At 39.6% G+C, this 25,955-nt stretch carries 43 protein-coding genes; 1 reads left to right on the forward strand and 42 read right to left on the reverse strand.

Annotation, left to right across the window (positions count from 1 at the left end):
- Positions 1-89: 89 nt before the first annotated feature.
- The 42 genes from UNSWCS_RS02855 to rpsJ all read right to left on the reverse strand — a co-directional run bounded on the left by UNSWCS_RS02855 (position 90) and on the right by rpsJ (position 24,495).
- Positions 90-989 (reverse strand): polyprenyl synthetase family protein, encoded by a 900-nt coding sequence (locus tag UNSWCS_RS02855; RefSeq protein ID WP_021087251.1) that lies wholly within the window; start codon positions 987-989, stop codon positions 90-92.
- Positions 986-2,095 (reverse strand): PDZ domain-containing protein, encoded by a 1,110-nt coding sequence (locus UNSWCS_RS02860; RefSeq protein ID WP_021087254.1) that lies wholly within the window; start codon positions 2,093-2,095, stop codon positions 986-988. The genes UNSWCS_RS02855 and UNSWCS_RS02860 overlap by 4 nt, the downstream gene beginning before the upstream one ends.
- A complete protein-coding gene (locus tag UNSWCS_RS02865; RefSeq protein WP_021087263.1) occupies positions 2,092-2,406 on the reverse strand; it encodes a YbaB/EbfC family nucleoid-associated protein in 315 nt (104 codons plus the stop codon). Before UNSWCS_RS02865 ends, UNSWCS_RS02860 begins: the two co-directional genes overlap by 4 nt.
- 3 nt (positions 2,407-2,409) lie before the next feature.
- Positions 2,410-2,757 (reverse strand): aspartate 1-decarboxylase, encoded by a 348-nt coding sequence (panD, locus tag UNSWCS_RS02870; protein ID WP_021087260.1) that lies wholly within the window; start codon positions 2,755-2,757, stop codon positions 2,410-2,412.
- 17 nt (positions 2,758-2,774) lie between these two features.
- A complete protein-coding gene (locus tag UNSWCS_RS02875; RefSeq protein WP_021087230.1) occupies positions 2,775-3,344 on the reverse strand; it encodes a hypothetical protein in 570 nt (189 codons plus the stop codon).
- An 18-nt stretch (positions 3,345-3,362) separates the two neighbouring features.
- Positions 3,363-4,646, reverse strand: a complete 1,284-nt coding sequence (locus UNSWCS_RS02880) for a UDP-N-acetylmuramoyl-L-alanyl-D-glutamate--2,6-diaminopimelate ligase (RefSeq protein WP_021087225.1) — start codon at positions 4,644-4,646, stop codon at positions 3,363-3,365.
- Positions 4,624-5,178: a hypothetical protein gene (locus UNSWCS_RS02885; RefSeq protein WP_009295268.1), complete on the reverse strand. Its 555-nt coding sequence runs from the start codon at positions 5,176-5,178 to the stop codon at positions 4,624-4,626. Before UNSWCS_RS02885 ends, UNSWCS_RS02880 begins: the two co-directional genes overlap by 23 nt.
- Positions 5,165-5,440 carry a NifU family protein gene (locus tag UNSWCS_RS02890; protein WP_021087258.1) on the reverse strand — a complete coding sequence of 92 codons (276 nt, stop codon included), beginning with the start codon at positions 5,438-5,440 and terminating at the stop codon, positions 5,165-5,167. Before UNSWCS_RS02890 ends, UNSWCS_RS02885 begins: the two co-directional genes overlap by 14 nt.
- A 136-nt stretch (positions 5,441-5,576) precedes the next feature.
- Complete coding sequence (locus UNSWCS_RS02895; protein ID WP_021087272.1) at positions 5,577-6,497, reverse strand: NrtA/SsuA/CpmA family ABC transporter substrate-binding protein; 921 nt, start codon at positions 6,495-6,497, stop codon at positions 5,577-5,579.
- 75 nt (positions 6,498-6,572) lie between these two features.
- On the reverse strand, positions 6,573-7,265 hold the full coding sequence (locus UNSWCS_RS02900; RefSeq protein WP_021087235.1) for an ABC transporter ATP-binding protein: 693 nt from the start codon (positions 7,263-7,265) through the stop codon (positions 6,573-6,575).
- Complete coding sequence (locus UNSWCS_RS02905; RefSeq protein ID WP_021087239.1) at positions 7,262-8,011, reverse strand: ABC transporter permease; 750 nt, start codon at positions 8,009-8,011, stop codon at positions 7,262-7,264. Before UNSWCS_RS02905 ends, UNSWCS_RS02900 begins: the two co-directional genes overlap by 4 nt.
- Positions 8,008-8,619 carry a hypothetical protein gene (locus UNSWCS_RS02910; protein WP_021087216.1) on the reverse strand — a complete coding sequence of 204 codons (612 nt, stop codon included), beginning with the start codon at positions 8,617-8,619 and terminating at the stop codon, positions 8,008-8,010. Before UNSWCS_RS02910 ends, UNSWCS_RS02905 begins: the two co-directional genes overlap by 4 nt.
- Positions 8,620-8,723: 104 nt before the next feature.
- Positions 8,724-9,698 (reverse strand): hypothetical protein, encoded by a 975-nt coding sequence (locus UNSWCS_RS02915; protein ID WP_021087226.1) that lies wholly within the window; start codon positions 9,696-9,698, stop codon positions 8,724-8,726.
- An 831-nt stretch (positions 9,699-10,529) separates the two neighbouring features.
- Positions 10,530-10,886, reverse strand: coding sequence for a 50S ribosomal protein L17 (rplQ, locus tag UNSWCS_RS02920; protein ID WP_002941584.1), 357 nt, complete (start codon positions 10,884-10,886; stop codon positions 10,530-10,532).
- A gap of 11 nt (positions 10,887-10,897) precedes the next feature.
- A complete protein-coding gene (locus tag UNSWCS_RS02925) occupies positions 10,898-11,914 on the reverse strand; it encodes a DNA-directed RNA polymerase subunit alpha (RefSeq protein WP_021087222.1) in 1,017 nt (338 codons plus the stop codon).
- 14 nt (positions 11,915-11,928) lie between these two features.
- On the reverse strand, positions 11,929-12,555 hold the full coding sequence (gene rpsD, locus UNSWCS_RS02930; RefSeq protein WP_002941501.1) for a 30S ribosomal protein S4: 627 nt from the start codon (positions 12,553-12,555) through the stop codon (positions 11,929-11,931).
- Positions 12,556-12,580: 25 nt separating this feature from the next.
- The gene (rpsK, locus tag UNSWCS_RS02935; protein ID WP_002941551.1) at positions 12,581-12,973 is read right to left on the reverse strand and encodes a 30S ribosomal protein S11; all 393 of its coding nucleotides are present in this window, start codon (positions 12,971-12,973) and stop codon (positions 12,581-12,583) included.
- Positions 12,974-12,995: 22 nt separating this feature from the next.
- Positions 12,996-13,364: a 30S ribosomal protein S13 gene (gene rpsM, locus UNSWCS_RS02940; protein ID WP_012140556.1), complete on the reverse strand. Its 369-nt coding sequence runs from the start codon at positions 13,362-13,364 to the stop codon at positions 12,996-12,998.
- Positions 13,365-13,367: 3 nt separating this feature from the next.
- A complete protein-coding gene (rpmJ, locus tag UNSWCS_RS11640) occupies positions 13,368-13,481 on the reverse strand; it encodes a 50S ribosomal protein L36 (RefSeq protein WP_002941545.1) in 114 nt (37 codons plus the stop codon).
- Positions 13,482-13,670: 189 nt separating this feature from the next.
- A complete protein-coding gene (infA, locus tag UNSWCS_RS02945; protein ID WP_002848031.1) occupies positions 13,671-13,889 on the reverse strand; it encodes a translation initiation factor IF-1 in 219 nt (72 codons plus the stop codon).
- A 33-nt stretch (positions 13,890-13,922) separates the two neighbouring features.
- Positions 13,923-14,681 carry a type I methionyl aminopeptidase gene (gene map / locus UNSWCS_RS02950; RefSeq protein ID WP_021087246.1) on the reverse strand — a complete coding sequence of 253 codons (759 nt, stop codon included), beginning with the start codon at positions 14,679-14,681 and terminating at the stop codon, positions 13,923-13,925.
- 1 nt (position 14,682) lies between these two features.
- Positions 14,683-15,945 (reverse strand): preprotein translocase subunit SecY, encoded by a 1,263-nt coding sequence (secY, locus tag UNSWCS_RS02955; protein ID WP_009295263.1) that lies wholly within the window; start codon positions 15,943-15,945, stop codon positions 14,683-14,685.
- Entirely contained in the window at positions 15,945-16,346 is a 402-nt protein-coding gene (rplO, locus tag UNSWCS_RS02960; RefSeq protein WP_021087250.1) for a 50S ribosomal protein L15, read from the reverse strand. Before rplO ends, secY begins: the two co-directional genes overlap by 1 nt.
- A gap of 15 nt (positions 16,347-16,361) precedes the next feature.
- On the reverse strand, positions 16,362-16,805 hold the full coding sequence (rpsE, locus tag UNSWCS_RS02965) for a 30S ribosomal protein S5 (protein WP_002941646.1): 444 nt from the start codon (positions 16,803-16,805) through the stop codon (positions 16,362-16,364).
- Between the two features lie 15 nt (positions 16,806-16,820).
- Positions 16,821-17,177, reverse strand: a complete 357-nt coding sequence (rplR, locus tag UNSWCS_RS02970) for a 50S ribosomal protein L18 (RefSeq protein WP_002941658.1) — start codon at positions 17,175-17,177, stop codon at positions 16,821-16,823.
- A 10-nt stretch (positions 17,178-17,187) separates the two neighbouring features.
- Positions 17,188-17,724 (reverse strand): 50S ribosomal protein L6, encoded by a 537-nt coding sequence (gene rplF, locus UNSWCS_RS02975; protein ID WP_002941606.1) that lies wholly within the window; start codon positions 17,722-17,724, stop codon positions 17,188-17,190.
- A gap of 197 nt (positions 17,725-17,921) precedes the next feature.
- Positions 17,922-18,317, reverse strand: coding sequence for a 30S ribosomal protein S8 (gene rpsH / locus UNSWCS_RS02980; RefSeq protein WP_009295261.1), 396 nt, complete (start codon positions 18,315-18,317; stop codon positions 17,922-17,924).
- Positions 18,318-18,326: 9 nt separating this feature from the next.
- Entirely contained in the window at positions 18,327-18,512 is a 186-nt protein-coding gene (locus UNSWCS_RS02985) for a type Z 30S ribosomal protein S14 (protein WP_002941532.1), read from the reverse strand.
- Between the two features lies 1 nt (position 18,513).
- On the reverse strand, positions 18,514-19,059 hold the full coding sequence (gene rplE, locus UNSWCS_RS02990; protein WP_002941643.1) for a 50S ribosomal protein L5: 546 nt from the start codon (positions 19,057-19,059) through the stop codon (positions 18,514-18,516).
- Between the two features lie 5 nt (positions 19,060-19,064).
- On the reverse strand, positions 19,065-19,301 hold the full coding sequence (gene rplX, locus UNSWCS_RS02995; RefSeq protein WP_009295260.1) for a 50S ribosomal protein L24: 237 nt from the start codon (positions 19,299-19,301) through the stop codon (positions 19,065-19,067).
- Positions 19,301-19,669: a 50S ribosomal protein L14 gene (gene rplN, locus UNSWCS_RS03000; RefSeq protein WP_002941516.1), complete on the reverse strand. Its 369-nt coding sequence runs from the start codon at positions 19,667-19,669 to the stop codon at positions 19,301-19,303. Before rplN ends, rplX begins: the two co-directional genes overlap by 1 nt.
- Entirely contained in the window at positions 19,669-19,920 is a 252-nt protein-coding gene (rpsQ, locus tag UNSWCS_RS03005) for a 30S ribosomal protein S17 (RefSeq protein WP_002941511.1), read from the reverse strand. Before rpsQ ends, rplN begins: the two co-directional genes overlap by 1 nt.
- A gap of 1 nt (position 19,921) precedes the next feature.
- Entirely contained in the window at positions 19,922-20,116 is a 195-nt protein-coding gene (gene rpmC / locus UNSWCS_RS03010; protein ID WP_002941625.1) for a 50S ribosomal protein L29, read from the reverse strand.
- Entirely contained in the window at positions 20,103-20,528 is a 426-nt protein-coding gene (rplP, locus tag UNSWCS_RS03015; protein WP_002941572.1) for a 50S ribosomal protein L16, read from the reverse strand. Before rplP ends, rpmC begins: the two co-directional genes overlap by 14 nt.
- 2 nt (positions 20,529-20,530) lie before the next feature.
- The gene (gene rpsC, locus UNSWCS_RS03020) at positions 20,531-21,229 is read right to left on the reverse strand and encodes a 30S ribosomal protein S3 (RefSeq protein WP_002941650.1); all 699 of its coding nucleotides are present in this window, start codon (positions 21,227-21,229) and stop codon (positions 20,531-20,533) included.
- Position 21,230: 1 nt separating this feature from the next.
- Positions 21,231-21,563 (reverse strand): 50S ribosomal protein L22, encoded by a 333-nt coding sequence (gene rplV / locus UNSWCS_RS03025; RefSeq protein ID WP_009295259.1) that lies wholly within the window; start codon positions 21,561-21,563, stop codon positions 21,231-21,233.
- An 11-nt stretch (positions 21,564-21,574) separates the two neighbouring features.
- Positions 21,575-21,856, reverse strand: a complete 282-nt coding sequence (rpsS, locus tag UNSWCS_RS03030) for a 30S ribosomal protein S19 (RefSeq protein ID WP_002941639.1) — start codon at positions 21,854-21,856, stop codon at positions 21,575-21,577.
- Between the two features lie 2 nt (positions 21,857-21,858).
- Complete coding sequence (gene rplB / locus UNSWCS_RS03035; RefSeq protein ID WP_002941522.1) at positions 21,859-22,692, reverse strand: 50S ribosomal protein L2; 834 nt, start codon at positions 22,690-22,692, stop codon at positions 21,859-21,861.
- 1 nt (position 22,693) lies between these two features.
- Complete coding sequence (locus UNSWCS_RS03040) at positions 22,694-22,975, reverse strand: 50S ribosomal protein L23 (RefSeq protein WP_002941535.1); 282 nt, start codon at positions 22,973-22,975, stop codon at positions 22,694-22,696.
- Position 22,976: 1 nt separating this feature from the next.
- A complete protein-coding gene (gene rplD / locus UNSWCS_RS03045; protein ID WP_012140561.1) occupies positions 22,977-23,591 on the reverse strand; it encodes a 50S ribosomal protein L4 in 615 nt (204 codons plus the stop codon).
- Positions 23,588-24,166 carry a 50S ribosomal protein L3 gene (gene rplC, locus UNSWCS_RS03050; protein ID WP_002941563.1) on the reverse strand — a complete coding sequence of 193 codons (579 nt, stop codon included), beginning with the start codon at positions 24,164-24,166 and terminating at the stop codon, positions 23,588-23,590. Before rplC ends, rplD begins: the two co-directional genes overlap by 4 nt.
- Before the next feature lie 20 nt (positions 24,167-24,186).
- On the reverse strand, positions 24,187-24,495 hold the full coding sequence (gene rpsJ, locus UNSWCS_RS03055) for a 30S ribosomal protein S10 (RefSeq protein WP_009295257.1): 309 nt from the start codon (positions 24,493-24,495) through the stop codon (positions 24,187-24,189).
- A 363-nt stretch (positions 24,496-24,858) separates the two neighbouring features.
- Between rpsJ and UNSWCS_RS03060 the strand changes: the two genes are divergently transcribed.
- Positions 24,859-25,953, forward strand: coding sequence for an ATP-binding protein (locus UNSWCS_RS03060; RefSeq protein ID WP_021087224.1), 1,095 nt, complete (start codon positions 24,859-24,861; stop codon positions 25,951-25,953).
- Positions 25,954-25,955: the final 2 nt, after the last annotated feature.

A 25,955-nucleotide genomic window follows, 5' to 3' on the forward strand; every position in this document is an offset into this window, starting at 1 on the left:
TCAGATTATACAAAAAAGTGATTAAAACTTGCCTTGCATTTTTGCCCAAAATGTCTAAAAAGTGATATAAATTTACTAAATTTACGCGCTTATCTTAGGTGCTTGTCCGTAAGCTCTAAGATCATCTTTGCTATGCCAGCATCTATCTGTTTTAGTGCCTCTTCTATCTGGCAAATTAGCTCATCTTTTTTCTTTTTTGCGCCAGATAGACCTAGTAAATTTGTAAATGAATTTTTCGCTAAGTCGTTGTGCACGGGCTTTCCAGCGGCCGCCTCGTCGCTTGTAAGGTCGATGATATCGTCTTGTATCTGAAAAGCAAGCCCAAGCTTTAGGCCGATAACGTAAATTTTCTCGCACTCATTTTCAGTTAAATTTGCTATTACTGCGCCCATTTTTAGGCTAGCAGCGATGAGTTTCGCGGTTTTGTGGATGTGTAAAAATACTAGCTCATCAAGGCTTAGCATCTTACCAGAGAGGCCAAATTTAGCCTTTGCTCTTTTTATATCCTCTTTATTTGTATTTTCAAAAAAACAATCAAGCGCCTGACCTAGCACCATGCCGCTAACGCCAGCATTTTCGCTTAAAATTTCCACGCATTTTATTCGTGTTTGCGCTGGCAGATCAGCACGTGAAATTTCATAAAAAGCATGCGTATTTAGCGCATCTCCTGCAAGTATCGCAGTAGTCTCGTCGTATGTTACGTGAAGCGTTGGTGTGCCACGTCTTAGGCATGCATTATCCATCGAAGGCAGATCATCGTGGATGAGCGAGTATGTGTGCATCATCTCAAGCCCCAAAGCCACTCTCATCGCCTTTTGCGTGAGGCTTTTATCCACATTTTCGACCACACCAAGAAGCAAAAGCGCCCTAAAGTGCTTGCCTCCAGCCTTTAGCATAACGCCAAGCGCCTCCTCGTAGTAAGGGTGAAAGCCAGACGCCTTTGGCAAATTTGCGTTTAGAAATTTTACAAAGTCCTCAAGTAGGCTCATTTTGGCACTCTTGCAAAGAACTGAAAGTCATTTCTACTAAACAAAAGGACGAAATTTTGCAGATCGCCGATCTTTTCTAAAAGCTCCTCGCGGTCGCTCACGCTCTCTTTGTTGTAGCCTAAAATTTTATCGCCGATCTTTATGCCAAAAATTTCTGCATTTGACTTTGGCTCGACCTTAGTAACAACTAAATTTTTATCGACCGTGATACCATAATCCACCAAAACTTTATCATCAAGCAAGCTCTCAGGCGACTTTGGCATGACGTTTAAATTTGGCAGATCAAGGCTTGAAGGGGCGTTTATTTCTAAGCTTTGGTTAAATTTCACCTCGCCGCTTACTGGCACTTGAAAGAGTAGCTGCTCTCTATCACGCTTTACTATGATGTCTAGTCTTGCGCCCTTTGGAGCAAAAAGCACCATCTCATTTAGCTCTCTTAGGCTCTTTGGCTTGATGCCATTTATCGTAACAAGCTCATCATCTACCATCATCATCTTGCCGCGACCCAAAGGATCAACAAGGCCAACAAAGAATTTATCCTCTTTTTGTAAGAATTTCACGCCGATATCGCCGTAATAGACGTCATCGTAAGATACAAAGTGCTTTAAATAGCGGTTTGGTATAAATTTATCAGCTCCAACAGCTATGCCTATCATCTTACAACAAGGCGTGTTTATCTCGCCAGTTGCGTTATACTCGAAGCTTAGCGTGTCAAAGTCGCCTAAATTTTGCCCTAAAGACTTGATGTGACCCATGACGGTGTTGTTTGCGTCATTTAAGATGCCAACCCAAGTGCTCTTTTTTATGCGCTCCTCGTTGGTCTCATCAGCCATCACGACAGGGCTTAGCTCCTTGCTAGAGCGGACCAAAAAGAGCTGCAAATATGGATCAAATTTGACATATTCACCAAGTGGCGCTCCCTCGCTTTTTGGCACTGCGATCAAATTTTTAGTGATAGCCACGCCAAAGTGTTTATTTACCGAGACGATTGAGTTTTTGTTCTTTTCAAAGCAGGCGTTAAAGTCCTCTTGCGTAGGCCTAGGATCGGCATTTAGGCAAAGCGCTGATAGCAAAAAAGCAAGGGCAAATTTATAATTTAGTCTCATTTTATCCCCATCGAAGCAAGGTCGCCAAGCATCCTTGAAGCGGTGTTTTTCTTATCGGCCTCAACTGATTTTAGCACGTCATTTACAGCGCTTATTAGCAAAATTTGCATGCTCTCTTTATCTTCAAGCAAGCTATCATCTATGCTGATATCAAGTATCTCGCCGCTGCCGTTTGCTCTCACGCTTACCAGCCCACCGCCGCTTTTTGCGCCAAATTCTTTATTTTTGCTCTCTTCTTCCATCTGTTTGGCTTGCTTTTGCACATCCTCAAGCATCTGCCCCATCTTTGAAAAGTCAAATCCCTCAAACATCGCCTACTCCTTTATGATCTCGTTTTTGTTATTTACATGCACGATGGTTGGCTTAAATTTCTTAGCCTTTTTAAATTTCATACTAGCATAAGCCACGATGATGACCACGTCGCCAACGCAGACCTTTCTAGCAGCTGCGCCGTTTAGACAAATTTCGCCTTTTTTGCCCTTGATCACGTAGGTGGCAAATCTCTCGCCGTTATTTACGTCTAAAATTTCAACCTTTTGATTTTCTATCAAATTTGCAGCCTTTATAAGCTCCTCGCTGATGCTGATCGAGCCAACATAGTTTAAATTTGCGTCTGTTACGACGGCTCTGTGGATTTTGCTAGCTAAAATTTCTATTGTCATTTTCTGCCTTGTTTAGTTTATTTGCACTCTATCACTGGTCTGTTTGCTAAAAATTTCTCGTTAAATTTCTCTGCCTTTAGCGTCTTTTCTAGCTCGTCAAGGGTTTTGAAATTTCTAGCAAAAGATACGCCAACTAGTCCACACTCGCTCGTTTTGGCAACGTCTAGAGTTATCTCGTAGCTGTTAAATTTTGGATTATTTGGCTCTGGATAGTAAATTTCCTCACGGTAAGAGCTGTCGCTACCTATCTTTTCTATCTTAAATTTGCCCTTTTTTGGATCTGTGGTTTTTTTTATCGCTGTTATAAAATCATCTATGTTTTTGATGCTTGGCGCATAGGTAACGCTGATTAGCTTACTCCATCCATAGCCGCCCTCATCTTCCAAATAATACTCCACCGTAAATTCATTTTGGTATTTTTGGTGATAAATTTGGCCGTCATACTCTATATTTTGAGGTAGGTTGCTCACCAGATAGCTCTTTTGGTTTGCGCTAGATTGTAGCTTTTGCGGCTCTTTTTGAGCAGTGGCACATCCTAGCAATAGTGCAACGCAAGTAGCCGTAAAGGCTAAATTTAAAATTTTCATCGTTTTTCCTTTCGTAAGTTATCTAGATAAAATTTCAAGCACCACTTCTTTGTCGCTAAATGGGTGCTTGACACCCTTTATCTCCTGATATGGCTCGTCACCTTTGCCAAGTATGACAAGCGCCCAGCCGGGCTCAAGCTTGCTAATGGCTAGAGCGATCGCCTCTTTGCGGTTGGCGTTTCGTATCAAATTTTCATTTTGGCTCATGCCAGCGCAAATTTCATCGATTATACTCTCTGGCTCTTCGCTTCTTGGATTGTCACTTGTGACTATGCAAATTCTTGCGTATTTTTGGGCTATCGCTCCCATTTTAGGGCGTTTTGTCCTATCTCTGTCGCCGCCTGCGCCAAAGACTGCGATCAAATTTAGATGTCTAAGCGAGTTTAGCACCTTTTCGATGCCATCAGGCGTATGGGCAAAATCCACGATGACTAGCGGATCGGTGCTAACGACCTCCATCCTGCCGCTCACACCTTTAAATTTACTTATCGCCTTTGAAAGTGCGGCTGCGTCTGGGCGCTCTAGCAGGCAAACTGCTCCAAGAGCGGCAATTAGATTGTAAAGATTAAACTCACCTTGAAGGCTTGAGTCTATCTCGACATCGCCATTTGGCGTCTTGATGACCGCGTCTATGCCGTCCTTTAGCCCATAAACTATCGGTGCAAAGCTGGCTGGCTTTTTGAGCGCGTATGTGTAGGCGTTTTTTGGGTTAAATTTAACTCCGCCATCATCAATGTTTATGAGCTTTACGCTCTCATCGTCAAAGAAGCTTGACTTTACCCTAGCATACTCCTCCATGCTCTTGTGGTAGTCGAGATGGTCTTGAGTTAAATTTGTAAAAATTTTAAGGGCAAATTTCAAGCTCTCTATGCGTTTTTGAGCGATCGCGTGCGAGCTAACCTCCATCACGAAGTACTCACAGCCATGCTCGCTGGCTGCTTTGAGGTATGAGAGCGTCTTTAAAATGGCACTTGTCGTAAGCGCCTTGTCATCTATCTGCTCACCCTCTATAAATGCCCCTCTGGTGCCACTTAGGCCGCATTTTTTACCTAAATTTCGCAAAGTCTCGTAGATAGCCGCAGCCGTTGTGGTCTTGCCATTGGTGCCCGTGATGCCAACTATCTTTAAATTTTCATCGATCTTTAAAAGCTTTTTGCACTCTTCAAGGGTGATTAACTTAGCGCCCTTTTTTGCCGCAGCTTCTGCAAATTTTGCATTTGCAGTAGTTTGCACAAAGTATGCACCCTGCTCGCACTCGTTTGAGTCATCTGTTATGAAGCTATTTTCTACTGATATTTTCATCGTTTTGTCTTTTTTGTATCTCTTTAAAAAGCTGATCTATACGCTCGTCGCCGCCAAACATCACCGCCGCACTCTCAAGGTAGTTCATGCTCATGTCGATGAAGTCATTTTTTATCAAATTTCCTAAAAATTCCAAAAAATCGTCTTTGTTTGAGATCATGACCTTGGTTGAGAACATGATGTTTTCAAAGACCTTTTTAAAGCTGCCGTCCTTATAAACAGCCCTTTTAAAGTCCTCGTAGCTGATCGCGTCTTGCTCTTCAAAGTACTCGCTCTCCTCATCTCTGGACTCTAAAATTTTTAAAATTTCCTCCACGCCCTCGTCGTCTTCGCCGGCTCTTACCTTAGCCATATAGTAGTCAAACAAGAGCTTTGCCTCTTCGGCATTTTCCTCGCCAAGAGAGCAAATTTGTATCAAAAATAGCAAATTTTTCTCCTGCGTCTTTTCGTAGGCTAGTGAAAAGTAAAAGATCGCATCTTTAAATTTAGAGCGTTTGAAATATTTTATGCCTATTTTTTTATAATCTATCAATGTCAAATTCCTCGCCGATTGGGACATTTATGACCTCAAGCTCTGGATGAATGTCGATGCGAAGCTGCCTTTCAAGGCCGTATTTTAGCGTGGTCGTGCTAGCCGCGCATCCGTGACAATGTCCTGTGAGTCTTACGTAAATTTTGCCGTTTTTTATGCCAAGTAGCTCCATGCCGCCGCCGTCATTTTCAAGCATCGGTAGCACCTTTTGCAAACTCGCAGTCACTGGTTTTAAAAGCTCTTCATCACTAAATGGGATCATATTTTTTCCTTAAATTTTTTAGCTATTATAGCAGATAAAGTGCAAACAAACGTTTTCTAGGCTTTTGGCGTGGGCGTTTTGGCTTTAAATTTTGGTGGTTTTTTGTGAGAAAAAAGGGCAAATTTGCCCTTTAAGTTTAGTTTAGTAGAAGTGATTTTATATCTATTTTATGCTCTATCATCTTACTTTCAAGCATAAATTCTTGCGTAGCCTCAAGCGCTTTTATATCATCAGCCGTGATCTTTGAGCTAAAGTCGTACTGAGGATACATGCTCTTTACCGCCTCTATACTAAGCCCAGTCTCTTCAGCCGTAAATTTAAGCGCCTCATTCTCGTTTGCTTTGATGTAGGCCAAAATTTCATCCTGAGCCTTTTTAAATTTCTCAACTATGTCTTTGTGCTTTTTGTAAAACTCTCCGCTTGTTGCCGTGACGATAACTGGTGTGATGACACCTTTGCCAGTTGTCACTACATTTAGGCCTGATTTTTGAGCATTGTAGGCCGCTGGTCCTGCAAGAAGTGCTGCATCGACGCTGCCGTTTTCAACTGCAGCTTGCGCAGCTGGGATACCCATAGAGATGAACTCTACGTCGTTTATACTAAGTCCGCCAAGAGCTAGGTATCTCACCAAGAGCTCGTTTAAGATCGTGCCTTTTGGGCCTGCTACTTTTTTGCCTTTTAGATCTTTTGGCGACTTGATGTTTTGGTCTTTAGAAAATATAACAAAGGCCTCTGGTGCCCTTGAATAGGCACTTATGATCTTTATATCAGCCTTATTTGCAGCTGCAAGTATGACCGAAGTGCCACCCACGCAGTTTAAAAACTGGAGCGAATTTGAAGCGAGTGCTTGCGTTTGCTTAGCACCTGAGGTGATCTCAGAGTACTCAACCGGCACGCCAAAAGACTTCGCATAAAAGCCTTTAAATTTATCGACGATCGATGGGACGTTTAGCGGCGATTTGACGTAGGTCATGCCGATCTTATCTAGCCCTTCGCTTGCATTTGCGACTAGGCAAAGCAAAGAGGCCGCGCACAAAACTTTAAAAAACTTTCTCATACTTGCTCCTTTTAAAAATTTTCAAGATTATATAATTTTTTGCTTCATTTTGGTTTTAATTATCATTTTATTTGTCTAAATTTCACTCAAAATTTTGCGTTTTATCGCTATTAGCTCCTCGCTTAGCAGATCTCTTGGCCTTGCTAAATTTGATAGATCATAGTTTGACTTTATCCCGCCCTTTTCAAGCAAGATGATCTCATCAGCTAAAAATAGCGCCTCATCGATGTTGTGAGTGACGAAAAGGATGGTTTTACCGGCTTGTATTTTTAAAATTTCAGCCTGCATGCTAGCTCTAGTAAACGCGTCAAGCGCGGCAAATGGCTCATCCATTAGGATCAAATTTGCCTCATACGCAAGCACTCTAGCAAGCGAAACGCGCGAGCTCATGCCACCAGAGAGCTGCGAAACTGCGGCAAATTTAAAGTCGCTAAGCCCTATCATAGATATCAGACTATCGATCTTTGAGGCTTCAATCTCCTGCTTTTTAAGAGGAAAAACGATATTTTCATAGACGTTTAGAAACGGCATGAGGCGGGGCTCTTGAAAGACAAAGCCGATCTTTGCTTGCTCTTTAAATTTTATCTCGCCCTGACTTACGCTCTCAAGGCCAGCGATAAGGCGTAAAAGCGTGGTTTTGCCACAACCGCTTCTGCCAAGTATGACGGTGATCTTATCTTTTTTTATGCTCAAATTTAGCTCTCTTAAAACGTCGATACGCTTTTCGCCTATAAAAAAATGCTTGGATAAATTTGAAATTTCTATCATTTCTCACCTCGCAAAAGGCTAAATTTCGCTATCAAAAGCAAAAAGAGCCTATCTATGAGCACGCCGCAAATGCCGATCGTAAAAATGCCCACAAATATCCTATCCGCGCGTGAGAGCTCCTCTGCGTCGAGTATAAGATATCCCAGCCCACTTGAAGCCGCTATCATCTCAGCTCCGATGATCGCGCGCATGGCGTAGCCAAAGCCTATTCGCATGCCGACAAAGATATCTTTTAGCGCGCTTTTTAAGATGATCTTATAAAAAATTTCAAATTTACTAAAGCCAAAAATTTTACCAACCTCGATGAGCTTTATATCGCAGCTTGTTAGCCCCTTTTGGATACTTAGAAACATCGGGAAAAACGAAGCTAGGATGATAATGATAATCTTTGGCGTCTCGTTTATGCCAAACCAAAGCACCAAAATGGCGATCAAACTAAGCGGCGGGATGTTTCTAAAAAACTCCAGTATCCACTCGTAATAAACACTGATCTTTGGCAAAAGTGCCGCTATACCGCCAAGCACGAGCGCCAAGGCAAACGAGAGAGCATATCCTGCAAATATGCGCTTAAAGCTGATAATGGTGTGCGTAGCAAGCTCGCCGCTTAGGCTCATGCTACACATCGTTTTTATCGTAGCTATCGGACTTGGCAAGATATATGGTGTGAAAATTTCTAGCTCGCAAACGACCTGCCAGATGGCAAAGATCGCTAGGATCAAAATGCTCTTTTTAAAAATTTCTTTCACAGCCCATCTCCGTTGTGACAGCCGTTTTCGCAGTATAAAAGCTCGATGATCTGGTAGTTTTTAAGCTCGCTAAATTTATATGAAAGGGCGTTTTCTATCTTCTCTTTACTGCTAAGACTTAGTGTTTTTACGTCCAAATTTGTGAAAAATCCCGGCGGTATCGGACTTTGCTCGATGTTGCGCATCTTTAAATTTATAGCGTTTTGCTCCATAAAGCTTTTCCATGTCAAAAATGTGGTTCGCTCCAAATTTAGCCCCCTGCCAAGCTCTGCCAAGTCCTCGCAAGGTGTGGTCACGTAAAGCCACTCGTTCTCTTTTAGCTTTGCGCTTAGCTCAAGCGCGCTTTCTATTAAAATGGGGTTTAAATTTGAGATGAGATCGGCCTGCTCTTTGAAATTTGCCCTGATGAAATTTACAGCCCTCGGACAGCGGCTATCGTAAATAAGCTCACTTTGCGCAAGAGCGTTTTTGTATGCGTTTTTTACGCTTTTAACGTGGTCTTTTTCACACTCTACTACGCTAAAACCTTTGTCTTGCAAAATTTCTTTAAGTGCTGCAAAGTCGTAGATACTTTTTACAACAGGATTTAACCAAACCACTTTTTTCATGAAAACTCCCGTCAAATTTAAAGCAAAATGTAATAATTAAAATCAAAATTGTATCACTTGAAAGTAAAAAGATGGCTTTGGAGGTTAAATTTATAAGAAAACGGCTAGACTTTTACGTCTAAATTTCGCTTTTTTTGGCTTTTCTCCATTAGCTTTAGTATGTCTATGCCGTTTTTTTCAAGGCGCATCAGCTCCTTAAGATAGGCAAATTTCTCATCTTTATTGATATCGTAGGTCGCTAGTTTCTCGCTTCGGCCAATCACTGAGGCATAGACCTTGTTGCCGTCAAGCTTGTCGGTGTTTTGCACATTGTAAAGCGACAGCACGCCCTCTATCACCTCTTTAAATTTCGCGCCACTCTTCATACCAGCCTTCATCAGCGTTAAAAATCTCTGCCTGCTCTCATCGTCAGTGAAATTTATACTTTGCATTGTCTCATATTCTATCGGTGGCTTGTTCGTGCTAGTTAGCATTGAGATAGCCTTCTTGCCTATCGTAATACTCTCAACGCCGACCCTCTCGCCAAGATATTGTCTCAGCGCATAGTCCAGCCACTTGTCCTTAAACTCCTCGACGCTCATGTCCTTATCCAGTATCTCAAAGCCCTCCACGTGGCTTTTGCGGCCAAGTCCGAGCAAGGTGCCGCTATCATCTTTTGACGTGTACTCTTTTGCGAAGAGATCGACGTTTGTTGGATAGTATCCGATGATCGATTCGTAAAGCCTTCCAAAACCAAGCGCCTCGGTCTGACTAACAAAGCTTTTAAGCTCGTTTATCTCATCTTGACTCATTTGCTTGTCGTATCCCATGAGCTTGCCCCAGATGCTTATCTTGCCATTAGCGGCCATGCCTGTGAGCGAGTTGTCTTTAGCAAATTTTAGTGGCTCATCATCTTTGTTAAATTTACTCTCGCTCGTGCGACCTAAATTTATCTGATTGGTGTTTTTGGCTAATTTTTGAGATGATAAATTTAAAGAATTTTCGTCCGCACTAGGCTTGATATGGCTAGCACTTTGCTCCCTAATGTTTTGAAAGCCGCTATATAAATTTACATTAGCTCCATTTACGCCACCTATCATTTCAAATCCTTTGCGAGATAGTTTAAACAAATATCGTCTTTTTAAAATAATTTTTGATACAAAAGCAAATTTAGAAATTTATGGAGCTTTTTGCTTTTAAATTTAGGTTGTTTGAAGCTGGCTAATTTTTAAATATTTTATTATTTTGCTATTTTTTTAAAAATTACCTGCGCCATTTTTATTGCATTTGACCAATATATTTGGTTTTGACTGTAAGTCATATATTTAGAGCAAATTTACACCATCTCTGCCCTCGCAGCCACATTACCAAGCCATTTTTGTAGTCTATCAAAATTTAGAATTTTGCAACTTTTTGGATTATAAATTTTAAATTTGTTTTTTGGATAATTTAAATTTGAGATAGTTTGTCTGGATAATTTGCCCTGCTTTTGCATCATAAATAAACTTCGCAAACTAGCTTATAAATTCCCTCAAAATGCAAATAACCCACCTAAAGCAAATATCACGAAAAATCAACGAAGCAAAATTTAAAAACCAACTAGCTCTAAATTTAGAAATTTATGGTGTTAGCTTTGAAATTTAATAGATAAGTTGAGCTAGAACTTTAAAACCTCATTTTTGAGGTTTTTGGCATAAATTAAAGAGCGTCTGCTCATTTTTTGTGCTTTAAAACCGCTATAAATTTACTTACACCAACTATTTTAACCTATCGAAGCACCTCATTTAAAAGCCACGAAATCAAATTTGTAATGTTCCGACTTGTAAATTTGCCACAGCCTAAAATGGATAAATTTAAAACAAAATTTTAAAAAAATAAACGTAAAAAGATAAATTTAGAAAGAAAAGAGAGCCAGATAGGCTCTCTGGGGATTATTCAGCTACTAGCTCTATATAAGCCATCTCAGCTGCGTCGCCTCTGCGAACGCGAGTTTTGATGATCCTTGTATAGCCACCGTTGCGCTCTTTAAATTTTGGAGCTACTTCAGTAACTAGCTTATTTGTAGTCTCTTTGTCTTGCAATGAAGCAAATACTGCTCTGTGAGCGTTAGAGTCGCCCTTTCTAGCTCTTGTGATAAGCTTTTCAACATAGCTTCTAAGCTCTTTTGCTTTTGGTAAAGTTGTCTCTATCTTTTCGCTTTTGATGATAGCTATCGCTAAATTCTTAAGCAATGCAGATCTATGAGATGACGTTCTACCAAGTTTGCGATATCCGTGTTTATGTCTCATCTATTGTCCTTTTATTCTTTTGCACTCATTTGTGATTTTAGCTCGGTTATTTTCTTTCTGAGTTGCTCTTTGCTATCTTTTAACACATCGACACCAACTGGATAGCCTATCTCTTCCATAACCGCTTTTATCTCTTCAAGAGATTTTTTACCTAAATTTTTAAGCTCTTTAAGCTCGTTTTCGTCCATCAACGCAAGCTCACCGATAAATCTAATCTCAGCCTTATCAAGGCAGTTAAAGCTTCTAGCGCTTAAATTTAGATCTTCTACACTAGAAAGTAGCTTTGAAAACTCGCCGCTTGCACTTGAGCTAGCAACTGGAGCGCTAACATCAATATCTAAAATTCCTTTAAATACTGACATTTGCTGATACATAGCTTCTAAACAATTTTTAAAAGCTTCTACTGGACCAACTTGACCATCAGTTGTTATCGTAAATACGATTTTCTCGTAGTCTGGGTCATCTTCAACCAAGACGTTTTGTATATCGTAAACTGCTTTTTTAACTGGTGTAAAGAAAGCGTCAAGTGCGATAAAGTCGTCTTCGATCTCTTCTCTGATCTCTTCACTAGGAACATATCCGATACCTTTTTGGATGATGACTGAGAAATTTAACTCAGCATCTTCGTTGATAGTCGCAAGATATGCGTCTGGATTAACGATCTCAACTAGGTCGTTATTTAGATCAGCCCCAGTTATCTCTTTTGGTCCTTTAAAGCTATACTCTATAACTTCACGCTCACTGCTACTTTTTAACTTAAATCTGATCTTTTTCAAATTTATAATAAAAAACGCTACGTCTTCAAGCATGCCGCGCATACTATCAAATTCGTGGCTAACGCCTTTTATCTTTACACCAATAGGAGCAAAACCTACCGTACTTGTGTAAAGAAGGCGGCGAAGCGGGTGAGCCAAAGTAACAGCATAACCTGCTTCAAAAGGATATGCTGTAATGTTAGCTACATTTTCGCTAACACTTTTAACTTCAATTTCAGTTGGCATATAAGCTGATGTAGTAATCTTTCTCATCTCTATACCCTCTATTATTTCGAATAAAGCTCTACTATAAATCTTTCCTCAACAGGAATGATAACCTCTTCTCTTTCTGGATTTCTAGTGAAAATTCCAAATTTTTTCTCTTTTTCCACATCTACCCATGCAACGATGCCAGTTTGAGCTGTAAGATCGATCGCACGAACGATTTGTGGATTGTTTTTAGATTTCTCAGCAACTTCTACTTTAGAGCCTGGTTCCACTCTGTAAGATGGGATATCCACTCTCTTGCCATTTACTAAAATATGTCCGTGAGTTACAAGCTGGCGAGCAAAACGACGAGTTGTTGCAAAGCCCATTCTGTAAACAACATTGTCTAATCTCTGCTCTAGTAGTTGAACCAAAAGAGCACCAGTGTTGCCCTCGCGGCGTGCTGCTTCTTGGAACAATCTTCTAAATTGTTTCTCTGAAACACCATACATAAATTTAGCTTTTTGTTTCTCACGAAGTTGTAAGCCATATTCGCTTATTTTTGCTCTTCTTTGTCCATGTTGTCCTGGTGCATAAGGTCTTTTTTCTAAAGCACTTTTACCAGCAAGTCTTCTTTCGCCTTTTAACGCAAGAGACACACCAAGACGTCTTTCTAATTTTTCAACAGGTCCTGTATATCTAGCCATAATAATTTCTCCTAATTTTCTCTAATTATACGCGGCGGCGTTTTGGCGGTCTGCAACCATTGTGTGGTAAAGGTGTGATATCTTTGAAGAAAGTTACTTTTATACCTTCAACACCACCTACACTCTTAACAGCCGTTTCACGTCCGCTACCTGGACCTTGAACCTTAATGCCAACTTCTTTAATGCCGTGCTCTTTTGCTTTATTTAAAGCATCTTCTACGGCTTGTTGAGCTGCATAAGGAGTTGATTTTTTACTACCTTTAAAGCCTAAGCCGCCTGCACTACTCCATGCGATAGCATTTCCCATTTCATCAGTTACAGTTACCATAGTATTGTTAAATGTTGCACTGATATAAACGATACCTTTGGCTATGCTTTTTCTAACTACTTTTTTCTTAACAATTTTTCTTTTCGCCATTTATTATCCTTTAACCCTTGCCTTACTTAGTAGCCGCGCCGACAGTTTTACGTCTGCCTTTTCTGGTTCTAGCATTAGTTTTAGTCTTTTGACCACGAACAGGAAGACCTTTTCTGTGGCGAAGACCTCTGTAACTTCCAAGATCCATAAGAGCTTTGATATCCATAGCAACTTGTTTTCTCAAATCACCCTCAACGACGTGGTGCTCTTGAATTTCTTTACGGATAGCTGCTGCTTCGTCTTCGCTAAGCTCATAAACTCTCTTGTCGTAAGAAATTCCAGCTGCGTCAAGAATTTGACGAGATTTGTAAAGACCTATACCATAGATATAAGTCAAACCGTACTCTATTCTCTTTTTGTTTGGTAAATCTACACCTGCAATACGTGCCATGCCTTATCCTTGTCTTTGTTTATGTTTTGGATTTTCGCAGATAACACGAATTATGCCACTACGTTTGACAATTTTACATTTGTCACACATCTTCTTTACAGAAGGACGAACTTTCATTTTAGTCTCCTAAAAATTTATTCCACTTTTTTAGGGGCTGCATCAGGTCTAAAGAAATAATTTAAACCAACTATTTTCAAAATAAGTGGGGAACTTTGAAAATAATTCTTCATACAGCTTTTCGCAAAGCTTGGATTTTATCCAAAACCAGCTTTAAATTTACTTAGCATATTTGCCACAAAATCAAATTTACTTATATCTATAAGTGATCCTGCCCTTGTCTAGGCTATATGGCGTAAGTTCTACTTTTACGCGGTCGCCAGGCATTATCTTTATATAATGCATTCTCATCTTTCCGGCGATATGACATAAAATTATATGTTTGTTGTCGAGCTCAACTTTAAAAGTTGCATTTGGCAGTGCTTCAACAACATTTCCATCAATCTCAATGACATCGTCTTTTGCCACAAATTCTCCTTTCTTTAAATTTTTCTCTAAATTTCACGCTTGACTTAAAATTTCAGCTTTGCCATTAACTATCGCCATACAATGCTCATAATGGCTAGTTCTCAAACCATCTTTTGAGGTTACTTTCCAGTTATCACTTCCCAAAACTGGTGTGCCATCTTTTTGGCAGATCATCGGCTCTATACAAAAAACCATTCCCTCTTTTATCTTTGGTCCAGCTTTTGGGTTGTTTCCTTCAAGATAGTTTGGAATTTCTGGCTCTTCGTGTGGCCTTTTACCTATGCCATGGCCGCAATATCCGCGCAAAGGCACATAGCCTCTGCCTAGTATAAATTTCTCAAGCTCGTAGCTAATCTCTTTAAAATGCATACCAGCTCTTATAAAATCAATCGCAAAATATAGCGCATCTTTTGAGCAAGCGATCAAAGCCTCGTCATCTTTTGAAATTTTACCAACTCCAAAAGTCCTAGCCGAATCGCCAAAATAACCATCTAAATTTGAGCCAATATCAACACTAACGATATCGCCCTCTTTTAGTTTGTATTCGTTTGGAATTCCGTGTATTACCACTTCATTGACGCTTATGCAAGCTGCATTTGGAAAGCCATAAAGTCCCTTAAAGGCTGGTTTTGCCCCGGCAGCTCTTATCATATCTTCACAAATTTTATCTATCTCAAGAAGTGAAATTCCAGGTTTTATGATCGTAGAAACATGATCAAGTGTTCGAGCGACGATCTTATTCGCCGCTCTCATTTTCTCTATCTCAGCTGGTCTTTTTAGCGTGATAGCCATTTTATAGACCTACTGCACTTAGAGTTTGGTATTTGTTTGTATAAGACTGAGCTTCTATACGTCTCATCGTATCAAGTGCTACTGAAACCACGATAAGAACTGATGTACCGCCAAAATAAAATGGTACGCCCATAGTCTTGACAAGTACCCAAGGTAGTGTTGAAATGATACCTAAGTATAAAGCTCCACCTAAAGTTAGTCTGCCAGCTACTTCGTTTAGATAGCTAGCAGTACTTTCGCCTGGTCTAACACCAGGGATAAACCCGCCTTGTTTTTTCAAATTTTCACTTATATCTTTTGTGTTAAAGACGATAGATGCGTAGAAAAACGCAAAGAAGATAATAAATAAAAATGTTAAAACATTAAACATATAGCCATTTGGACTTAAAAAGTCGTTGATAGCCTGGATTACTGGATTTGTGCTAGCCTGCAAAATAGTGCTTGGAAACATCAAAATCGCACTAGCAAATATCGGTGGGATAACGCCACTTAAATTTACTTTGATCGGTATATAGTTCATTATACGCTTGTTTTGATTTTCCATTATCACTTTTCTTGAGTAAGAAATAGGGATACGTCTTTCGCCCATCTCGACAAAGATAATAGCACCAATTGTCGCTAGAATAATCACCAAAATAGCGATGACTGTTAGGAAATTCATCTCAGAAGTATTTACCAAATTTACAGTTCCGCCGATCGCACTAGGTATGCCAGAGACGATGCCCGCAAAGATGATAAGACTTATACCATTGCCTATACCGCGCTGTGTGATCTGCTCACCTATCCACATAAGTAGCATAGTGCCAGTTAGCATAGACACAGCAGAGATCGCGATAAATAAATTCATATCTATCATGATAGCTTGCTCGCCACCACGACCGCTTAAGCTTTGAAGTCCGATAGAGACGCCGATTGATTGTACAAGAGTGATAACGATAGTCGCATAACGTATGATTTGCATATATTTTTGCATACCGTCGCGCTCTTTTTTCATCTGACCTAACTTTGGAAATGTCGCTGCTAGAAGCTCCATGATGATCGAAGCTGTGATGTAAGGCATGATGCCCAGAGATATGATACTTAAACGCTCAGCGGCCTTACCACTAAACATATTAAATAGACCCAAGGCGTTGCTATTGTTTGAATTGAAAAATTCTTTAATTACGTCGACATTAACACCAGGAACTGGCACATAAGCCAGTATCCTGTATGCGAACAAAAATGCCAACGTGATTAAAATCTTGTTGGTCAGTGTTTTATCCATTATTTTGTTCCGCTAACGCTAACGTTCTCGTCTTTGATCTTTGAAGCAAGAGCTTTTGCGCTTGCACCGATTAGTTTTATCTTAGTAACGCTCTTTGAAATTTTATGAACGCTAGCTATTGTTGCGATTGAAATTTCCGCAAGCTCTTTTATAGCTACGATCTTTTCAACATTGATAACATAAGGTTTTTCAAATTTAGAAGCAAAGCCCACCTTTGGAAGACGTCTTTGAAGTGGTTGTTGTCCGCCCTCAAAGCCTCTTTTTTCATTGTAGCCTTTTCTTGCTCTTTGACCTTTGTTACCTTTGCCAGCAGTTTTGCCATTGCCACTGCCTTGACCACGACCTATTCTTTTAGTTGCATGAGTTGAACCTGCAGCAGGTGTTAATTTTTCTAATGCCATCTTAACTCCTTTCTCTTAGCTTTTTAGCAAACTAAGTGCTTTTATAGTAGCACGAACGACGTTTGCTGAGTTGTTTGAGCCAAGTGATTTAGTAAGGATATCCTTAATACCTGCAAGCTCGATAATAGGACGCGCACTACCACCAGCAATAACACCAGTACCTTCGCTAGCTGGGCGAAGTAGCATTCTACTTGCGTTGTATTTTACCTCTACATCATGAGGGATAGTTGTGCCCTTGATCTTAACGTGGATAATATTTTTAAATGCGTCATCAATCGCTTTTCTCATCGCATCTGGTACCTCTTTAGCTTTGCCATATCCAAAGCCAACTAGGCCATTTCTATTACCAACAACAACTAAAGCTGTAAATCTAAATCTACGACCACCTTTAACAACCTTTGTAACCCGACCGATATCGACGATTACTTCTTCAAATTCTTCTCTATTATATTTTTCCATCGATTTTCCTTTGGGTTATAGCTTGATGCCATTTTCTCTTAAAGCTTCAGCGAATGCTGCGATAACGCCATGGTATAAATAACCATTTCTATCAAAAATTGCAACATCTATCTTCTTAGCTTTCAAAGCCTTAGCAAATTCTTTAGCTAAAGTGACCGCACCTTCTTTATTTGCTTTTATGCCTATTTTTCTACCATCAACTGCAGCTAGTGTAGTAGCTGTAACGTCGTCAATCGCTTGAACATAAAGAGTTCTGTTTGATTTGAAAATAGAAACTCTTGGGCAAGTTGCAACACCAGAAATTTTACCTCTGATTCTTCTTTTTCTCTTAATTCTAAGAGCGATTTTTCTTTTTAGTACTTTTGCTGTCATTTACCGCTCCTTACTTCTTAGATGTCTTGCCCGCTTTGCGGATGATACGTTCTTCTAGATATTTAACGCCCTTGCCTTTATATGGCTCAGGTGGTCTAAATCCTCTAACTTGAGCAGCCACTTGACCTACTACTTGTTTGTCGTCACCTTTGATAGTAATAACGTTTTTATCAACGCTAGCTTCAACGCCTGCTGGTAGCTCATAGTTAATAAGGTGTGAAAAACCAAGAGAAAGCTCTAAAATTTTACCTTTTGCAGCTGCTTTGTAACCAACGCCGTTGATCTCAAGCTGGCGAGTAAAGCCATGAGTGATACCAGTTACGATGTTGTTAGCAAGTGCTCTATATGTTCCCCAGTAAGCTCTGCTTTGGCGATCTTCGCCCTTTGGAGCAAAAACTATATGACCATTTTCTATCTTGACATCAACGTGACCTTTTGTGTCAAGCTCTTTTAAGTGATTGCCCTTTTTAAATTTTAGGACATTATTTTCAACACTAACGTCTACACCACTTGGGATAGCGATAGGCTGTTTTCCAATACGTGACATTTTTTTCCTTTACTTGTCTAGGGTGTTCCTACATTTACGAATAAACACCACAATGCCGTAAATTTGATCGTCAAATTTGACGAAACCTTCATTTGAATTTCAAAATTTAGCTTTGGCGAAATATAAAATTTCACCTAGCTAAAAAGAAATTTTAACCTTAAGTTATAAGGTCAAAATAGCGTTTTTAACGCAGTTTGTTACCAAACGGTACAAAGAACCTCGCCGCCAACGCCAGCTTTACTTGCTTCAATACCGCTCATAACGCCTTTGCTTGTGCTAACGATAACTGTTCCGTAACCATTTTTAAAACGCTTAATGTCGTCTTTACCTTGATAAACACGGCGACCAGGTTTTGAAACCCTTTTAAGCTCGTTTATAACGCTTCTGCCGTACTCATCATACTTTAAAACTACGTTTATAAATTTCTTGTTACCTTCTTCGATAACGTTGTAGCTCTCTACATAGCCTTTTGCTGCAAGGATAGAAAGAGTAGCCTCAACAACCTTAGAATGAAGCAATTTCGCAGTCTCAAGTCTTCTCATACTTGCATTTCTAATGCGTGTTAATCCATCTGATATTAAATCGTTCAACATTTCTCTTCCTTACCAACTTGCTTTTTTAAGACCAGGTATTAGGCCTTCGTTAGCCATTTTTCTTAGGCAAACACGGCAAATTCCAAAATCTTTATAAACAGAGTGCGGACGACCGCAAATTTGGCATCTAGTATAGCCGCGAACCGCAAATTTTGGCTTGCGTGCAGCTTTTGCTATCATTGATTTCTTTGCCATTTTACTTTCCTTTTGCAAACGGCACACCAAATAGCTCTAGCAATTTGAATGCCTCTTTATCGTTTTTAGCCGTAGTAGCAATCGTAATATTCATACCATGAGTTCGTAAAATTTTATCATACTCAACCTCTGGAAACATTAGCTGCTCACTAAGACCGAAGTTATAGTTTCCACGTCCATCAAAGCCATTTTTTGGAAGACCACGGAAGTCTTTAACTCTTGGAAGAGCAACACTGATTAGCTTATCTAAGAAAGCATACATTTGCTCTTTTCTCAAAGTTACTTTGATACCAACAGGGAAACCTTCGCGAACTTTAAAGCCAGCAACTGATTTTTTAGCATCAGTGATAACTGCTTTTTGTCCAGCGATAAGTGAAATGGTATCAGCCATATTTTGAAGCACTTTTTGATCTTTCGCAGAGTCTCCAGCACCTACACTGATCACGATTTTCTCGAGCGCAGGGATAAGCATTGGATTTTTGATGTCAAATTCTTTTACGAGAGCTGGCTTGATAGTTTCGTTAAATTTATCTTTTAATCTACTCATATCTCTTATCCTTCAACTTTCGCGACGTTTGATATGTCAATTGGCATCTCTTTATTTACGTGACCACCATTTGGAGTTTTTTCGCTTGGTTTGATAGCTTTTTTAGCTACTTTGCATCCCTCAACTATAACCTGACCTTTTTTTGCAAGAACTGCTAAAATTTTACCAGTTTTGCCTTTATCGTCACCAGCGATGATCTTTACAGTATCGCCTTTTTTGACTTTAAATTTTACATTAGCCATTATAAAACCTCCGGAGCTAGCGAAACAATCTTCATAAAGTTAGCATATCTAACTTCACGTCCAACTGGTCCAAAAATACGAGTGCCGACTGGCTCTTTTTTGCTATCAAGTATAACAGCTGCGTTCTCATCAAAGCGGATTAGCGAACCATTATCTCTTTGAACCTCTCTTTTAGTTCTTACAACAACAGCTTTTACAACCTGTCCTTTTTTGATCTTGCCATTTGGAAGAGCTTTTTTAACAGAGCAAACTATGATATCGCCAAGTGTAGCGTATCTTCTTTTGCTGCCGCCAAGAACTTTTATACACATTAACTCTTTTGCGCCGCTGTTATCAGCAACTGCAAGTCTTGTAAAACTTTGAATCATTACTCAACTCCCTTTGCTAATACAGCTTTTAAGCGAAAATTCTTGCGAGCTGAAAGTGGCCTGCACTCAACTGCAACAACTGTATCGCCTGCTCTTGTCTCATTTTTCTCATCATGAACTAAATACTTTTTAAAGCGTTTTACAAATTTATGGTATCTTGGGTGCATAACGCGTCTTTCTACCAAAATAGTAGCTGTTTTATCTCCAGCTTTTTGTAAAACAACACCTTGAATTTCTCTTTTTAATGCCATTTTACGCCCCTTGTCTTGTTGCACTAATTGCAGTGTTGATCTGAGCTATCTCTTTGCGAACAGCACTAATCTCATTAGGGTTGCTTAACTGCATAGTTTTTAGCTTTTGTCTCAATGTAAATAAAAGCACCTTTTTCTCTTTTAGCAACGCGTTTAATTCTGCAACGCTCTTATCTTTTAACTCAGTATATTTCATTTTCACTCTCTCGCGTTACAAATTTTGATTTGAATGGAAGTTTGTGTAGAGCCAAAGTTAAAGCTTCACGAGCCAACTCTTCGTCAACACCAGCCATTTCAAATATTATACGACCAGGTTTAATGTTCATAACCCACTCTTCAACTCCTGCCTTACCTTTACCCATACGAGTTTGTAGAGGTTTTTTAGTAAGTGGCTTGTCAGGGAAAACCCTAATCCAAATTTTAGCCTGTCTCTTTACGTGACGAGTTAGAGCTTGACGAGCAGCTTCTATTTGGCGTGAATTTACTCTACCAGCCTCAACAGCTTTAAGCGCAAATTCGCCAGTTGCTAAAGATGCTCCACGAGTCGCATAACCACGGTTGCGACCTTTCATTTGCTTACGAAATTTCGTTCTTTTAGGCATCAACATAATTATTTACCTCTTCTTGCTCTACGTGTTTTCTTAGGTGCCTCTTCTTCAGTTTTCTCAGGTTGAACACCTTTTTGAAGAACCTCACCTTTAAAAATCCATACTTTAATACCTATGTTTCCATAAGTTGTATGAGCCTCAGCTACACCGTAATCTATCTTTGCTCTAAGAGTATGAAGCGGAACGCGACCTTCTAGATACCACTCGGTTCTTGCCATCTCAGCGCCACCTAAACGACCAGCAACTGAAATTTTGATACCTTTAGCGCCTGATTTTTGAGCACCTTGGATAACTTTTTTCATAGCACGTCTAAATGCGACACGCTTTTCAAGTTGCATAGCTACGTTTTCAGCAGCAAGTTGAGCTGAAGCTTGAGCTTTTCTTTCTTCTTTGATATTTACATTTACTTCTTTACCGATAAGTTTGCTAACTTCGTTCTTTAGGTTTTCAACATCTTGGCCTTTTTTGCCGATGATGATACCAGGACGAGCTGCAACTACGGTTACACGAAGTTTTTTAGCCGTTCTTTCGATTAAAATTTGGCTAATTCCTGCATAGTAAAGTTTTTTCTTTAAAAATGCACGAATTTTGTAATCTTCACCGATATTTTCAGGAAGACTTTGTTTGGTTGGAAACCATCTAGATTCCCAGTTGCGGTTAATTCCTAGTCTAAGACCTATTGGATTTACTTTTTGTCCCATATTATGCTTCCTTCTTTTCAGGTTTAGATACTTCTACCATTACATGAGAAGTAGGTTTGCGAATTTTGCTCGCTGTTCCTCTTGCTCTTGGTCTAAATCTCTTTAATACAGGACCAGCGTCAACGCGGCAACTAGTTACTACAACTTCTTCTGGCTCAAATCCGCCATTTGCTACTGCTGAGCTAATAGCGTTTGCTATAAATTTAGCACCACGATTTGGCATAAATTGCAAGCTTGCAAGTGCTAGCTCGGCATTCATACCTTGAACTTCTCTTGCTATAAGTCTTGCTTTTGTAGGAGAAAGTCTTACGAATTTTATAATTGCTTTACTCATATTATCTCCCCTTACTTGCCGATTTTCTTTTGCACTGAGCCTTTGTGACCCTTAAATGTGCGTGTTGGAGCAAATTCGCCAAGTTTATAGCCTATATGATTTTCTGTAACATATACAGGAATAAAGCTCTTGCCATTATGAACGTTAAATGTTAGTCCAATCATTTCAGGTACAATCGTGCTACGTCTTGACCAAGTCTTGATTGGTTTGTTATCGTTTGCATTTTTTGCGGCAATAACTTTTTTCATTACATGATCATCTACGAAAGGACCTTTTTTGAGTGATCTTGCCATCTCTATTTTCCTTTCCTTCTTGAAATTATAAGCTTATCGCTAGCTTTTTTACGGCGAGTCTTAGCACCTTTAGTTGGTTTACCCCATGGAGTAACTGGGTGACGGCCTGAATTTTTCTTACCTTCACCACCACCGTGTGGGTGATCAACTGGGTTCATAGCAGAACCACGTGTTTGTGGGCGGATACCGCGGTAGCGATTACGTCCAGCTTTACCTATAGTGATGTTAGCCCAGTCTTCGTTGCCAACTACACCGATACTTGCCATACACTCAGCTAGTACTTGTCTCATCTCGCCACTTGGCATTCTTAAGATAACGTACTTCTCTTCTTTACCCATTAGCTGAGCATAACCACCAGCTGAACGAGCTATCTGAGCGCCTTTGCCAGGTTTTAGCTCTACGTTATGAACGATAGTACCAACTGGGATAAATCTTAATTTCATAGCGTTGCCTGGTTTAATATCTAGTGAGCCCTCATCGATAGATGCGATAACGTCGCCAACATTTAGGCCATTTGGTCTAATGATATAGCGTTTTTCGCCATCTTTGTAAGCTATAAGAGCGATACGGCAGTTTCTGTTTGGATCGTACTCGATCGCTTCAACTTTACCTTCTATACCAAATTTGCGACGTTTGAAGTCGATGATACGATAAAGTTTTTTTGCACCTGCTTCTTTATGTCTTGAAGTTATACGACCATTATTGTTTCTACCACCAGTTGCAGGTAGTTTAACAAGCAAGCTTCTAACACTTGGTTTAGCTGTTATATCTTCAGAGCTTAGTCCAGTCATATATCTACGACTAGGTGTATATGGTTTATATGATTTTATAGCCATCTTACGCCTCCGTATTTTCTAGGCTTACGCCTTCAGGTAACTTAACGTAGAATTTCTTTATCTCGTCACGTTGGCCTGCTCTTCCTCTAAAACGCTTAACCTTGCCGCTAATTCTAAGTGAATTTACGCGAACAGGCGTTACTCCAAAATACTCTTGTAAAACCGCTTTTAAGCTGTTTTTTGTAACTCTTGGTGAAGTTTGGATAACAACAACGCCTTGTTCTTGAAGGCCTAGAGTTTTTTCTGTATAAATAATTGTTTTGATATCAGTTATATCCGCCATTTTAGCCCTCTTTTGTTATAGTTTTTAGTGCAGCTTTTTCAATAATAACCGAACTAAATGTAGAGACAAGATAAGCATTTACCTCATTTGCATCTACTACATAGCAGTTTGCTAAATTTCTAAAAGCAAGTAGTGTTTTATCGTCTAGTAAATCTTTAACGATAAGCGCGTCTTTTACTTTTAAATTTTTGATGATATTAGCTGCATCTTTTGTCTTTCCAGACTCGATTGAGATGCTATCTACTGCGAAAATTTTACCATCTTGTGCTTTTACTGCCAAAGCGTACTCAAGAGCTAGTCTTTTTTGTTTTTTATTGACTTTTTGAAAATAGTTTTTCTCGTTTGTTGGACCAAATGCAACTGCACCGCCTACCCAAACGTTAGTTCTAGTTGAACCCGCTCTTGCACCACCACGTCCTTTTTGTCTCCATGGTTTTTTACCACCACCGCTTACAAAAGCACGGCTTTTAGTATGAGCCGAATTTGCTCTTATACCAGCAAGGTAAGATTTTACATAAAGATATAGGTTGTGCGGATTTACTTCAGCGTAGCTTGCAGGAAGCTCTAACTCGCCTGAATTTTCAAATTTATCGTTTAATACGTGAATTTTACTCATTTTACAATCCTTATTTTACCCATTGCACCATTGTGACCAGGAACGCAACCTTTTACAACTACGATGCCATTTTGAGCGTCAAAGCTTATCAGCTCGTTTTTAACAGTAACTTTCTCATTGCCCATGTGTCCTGCCATTTTCATACCTGGTTGAACACGACCTGGCCATTCGCAGTTACCAATTGATCCGTGGCGTCTGTGGAAACGTGAGCCGTGGCTTTTTGGACCACCACCGAAACCATGTCTTTTTACCACACCTTGGTAGCCTCTACCTTTTGAGTTAAAGCTAACTTTTAAAATTTTAGCCTCATTTAATGGTGTAAAGTCTAGGTTTCCAACTTCGCTATTAGCTACTTCAAGCGTAGCGAATTTGTTAAATTCTGCTGTCAGATTGTATTTCTTTTGCTGACCAGCGATAGCTTTGTTGTTTGCTTTAGTGTGGGCATACGCTACGATAGCACGTTTGTTTTCGTCGATCTCACATACTTTAGCCTCAACTAGCTTAAGTAGTGTAACTGGCGTACTCTTCGTGGCAATCGTTCTACTCATGCCTATTTTTTCTACAATATATTCCATACTCTTATCCTTTTGTCCGCTTATTTCATCGCACGAACTTCGACATTAACTTCTGGAGCTAGGTCGAGTTTTGTTAGGCTATCTACAGTTTCTGGAGTAGCAGCTACGATGTCAAGCATACGAGCGTGTATTCTCATCTCAAACTGCTCACGTGAGTCTTTGTTGATGTGTGGAGATTTTAAGACTGTATAGCGTTTGATCTTTGTAGGCATTGGTACCGGGCCACGAACGTCGGCACCTGTTCGTTTGACAGCTTCTACGATTGCTGCAACAGTGCGGTCTAGAACTCTATGGTCGTAAGCTTTTAGCTTTAACCTGATTCTTTCCATGTGTTTTCCTTTAAAAAGAACTTGTCGCAAACTCGCGACCTCTTTACATCAAAATAACTCGCATAGGATCAAGCGATCGTACGAGCAAGACATAGGTCTTTCGTAAAGAGATAGGGATTTTACAAAAAAGCTATTATAGTTGTCAAGAAAAACGCTATTTTTTGTTGAATTTTGATTAATTATTTCCTTTTTATAAGGAAAGTATCTTGCAAATGGAGAATTTATTTTTCAAAAATTTTATAAATTTCTAGTCTAAATTTTTATTTTTTATTTCTAAATTTTGTTTATTTTTTAAAATTTAAAGCAATATTTTCCTTTTTAAAAGGAAGTGGCTATAATTTCAAAAAGCCAAAAAGGTCAAATTTGAAAAGTTTAGAAACGCTCTATCAAGCACCCATTAAAAATGCTAAATTTATCCCCAGAAAATATGAGATCATCTCGCCAAAAACGCTTATCATTGGCGCTATATCAAGTGGCAAAACAGCCCTTGTTTATGAGTTTTTGAGCCATTATAAAAGCGAGGAGAGGCTTTATATAAATTTAGACGATCTAAGGATAGATAGAGCCTCGCTTTTAGCAAATTTAAAAGATTTTTTAGAAAAAAACACCCAGATAAAGGTGCTCGCAGTTGAAAATTTACAAGGCGCTTATCTTATAAATTTAGACTTTTTAAAGGGCAATGCACTTGAAAATATCATCCTTACAAGCAAGGAATTTTCACTCTCGCTTGAGGGCTTTGCACGCATAAATTTAAACTATCTCGACTACGAGGAATTTATACTATTTTTTAAGAAAAATTTAGACCAAGACCTGCTTTTTAGCTACTTTTTAGCCCATGGCAACGAGATAGCAAGCGCCTTTTTGGACTCCAGCGAGGTCACGGCACACTTGCAACAGCTCTTAAGAGCAAATTTAAACGAGCAAAGCATCGCTATCTTAAAAGAGTGCGCGACAAAGTGCCACGACACAATAAGCGCCTTTGGGATTTATAAAAACCTAAAAGAGCAGATGAAAATTTCAAAAGATAGCGTTTATAGCGCGATAAATTTGCTAAATGAGAGTGGATACGTGGAGTTTGTGCCAAATTTAGATGAGAGTAGCACGAGCAAGAAAATTTACTTTACAAATTTCGCACTTCGCAACGCTTTGTGTCTAAAAAAGGACTTTTTGGCAGTCTTTGCAAATGTCGTTTTTTGCGAGCTGCTTAAATTTAAAGATGAAATTTACTACACAAAAGAGATCGATTTTTTCCTTGCCAAAAAGAAGCTTGCAATCATTTGCGTGCCATTTTCTGCACCAGAGATCGTCTTTTTGAAATTTAAAAAACTCCACGCGAGCCTAAAAGAGCTAGGCGTTAGCAAACTTCAAATCATCAGCGTCGCAAACCAAGCCGAGCAAAGCATCGAGGGGATAAAGTGCGAGATCTTGCCATTTTCTAGGTGGAGCCTAGGTTTATAAAT

The sequence above is a fragment of the Campylobacter concisus UNSWCS genome (assembly GCF_000466685.1).
Taxonomy (GTDB): Bacteria; Campylobacterota; Campylobacteria; order Campylobacterales; family Campylobacteraceae; genus Campylobacter_A; species Campylobacter_A concisus_A.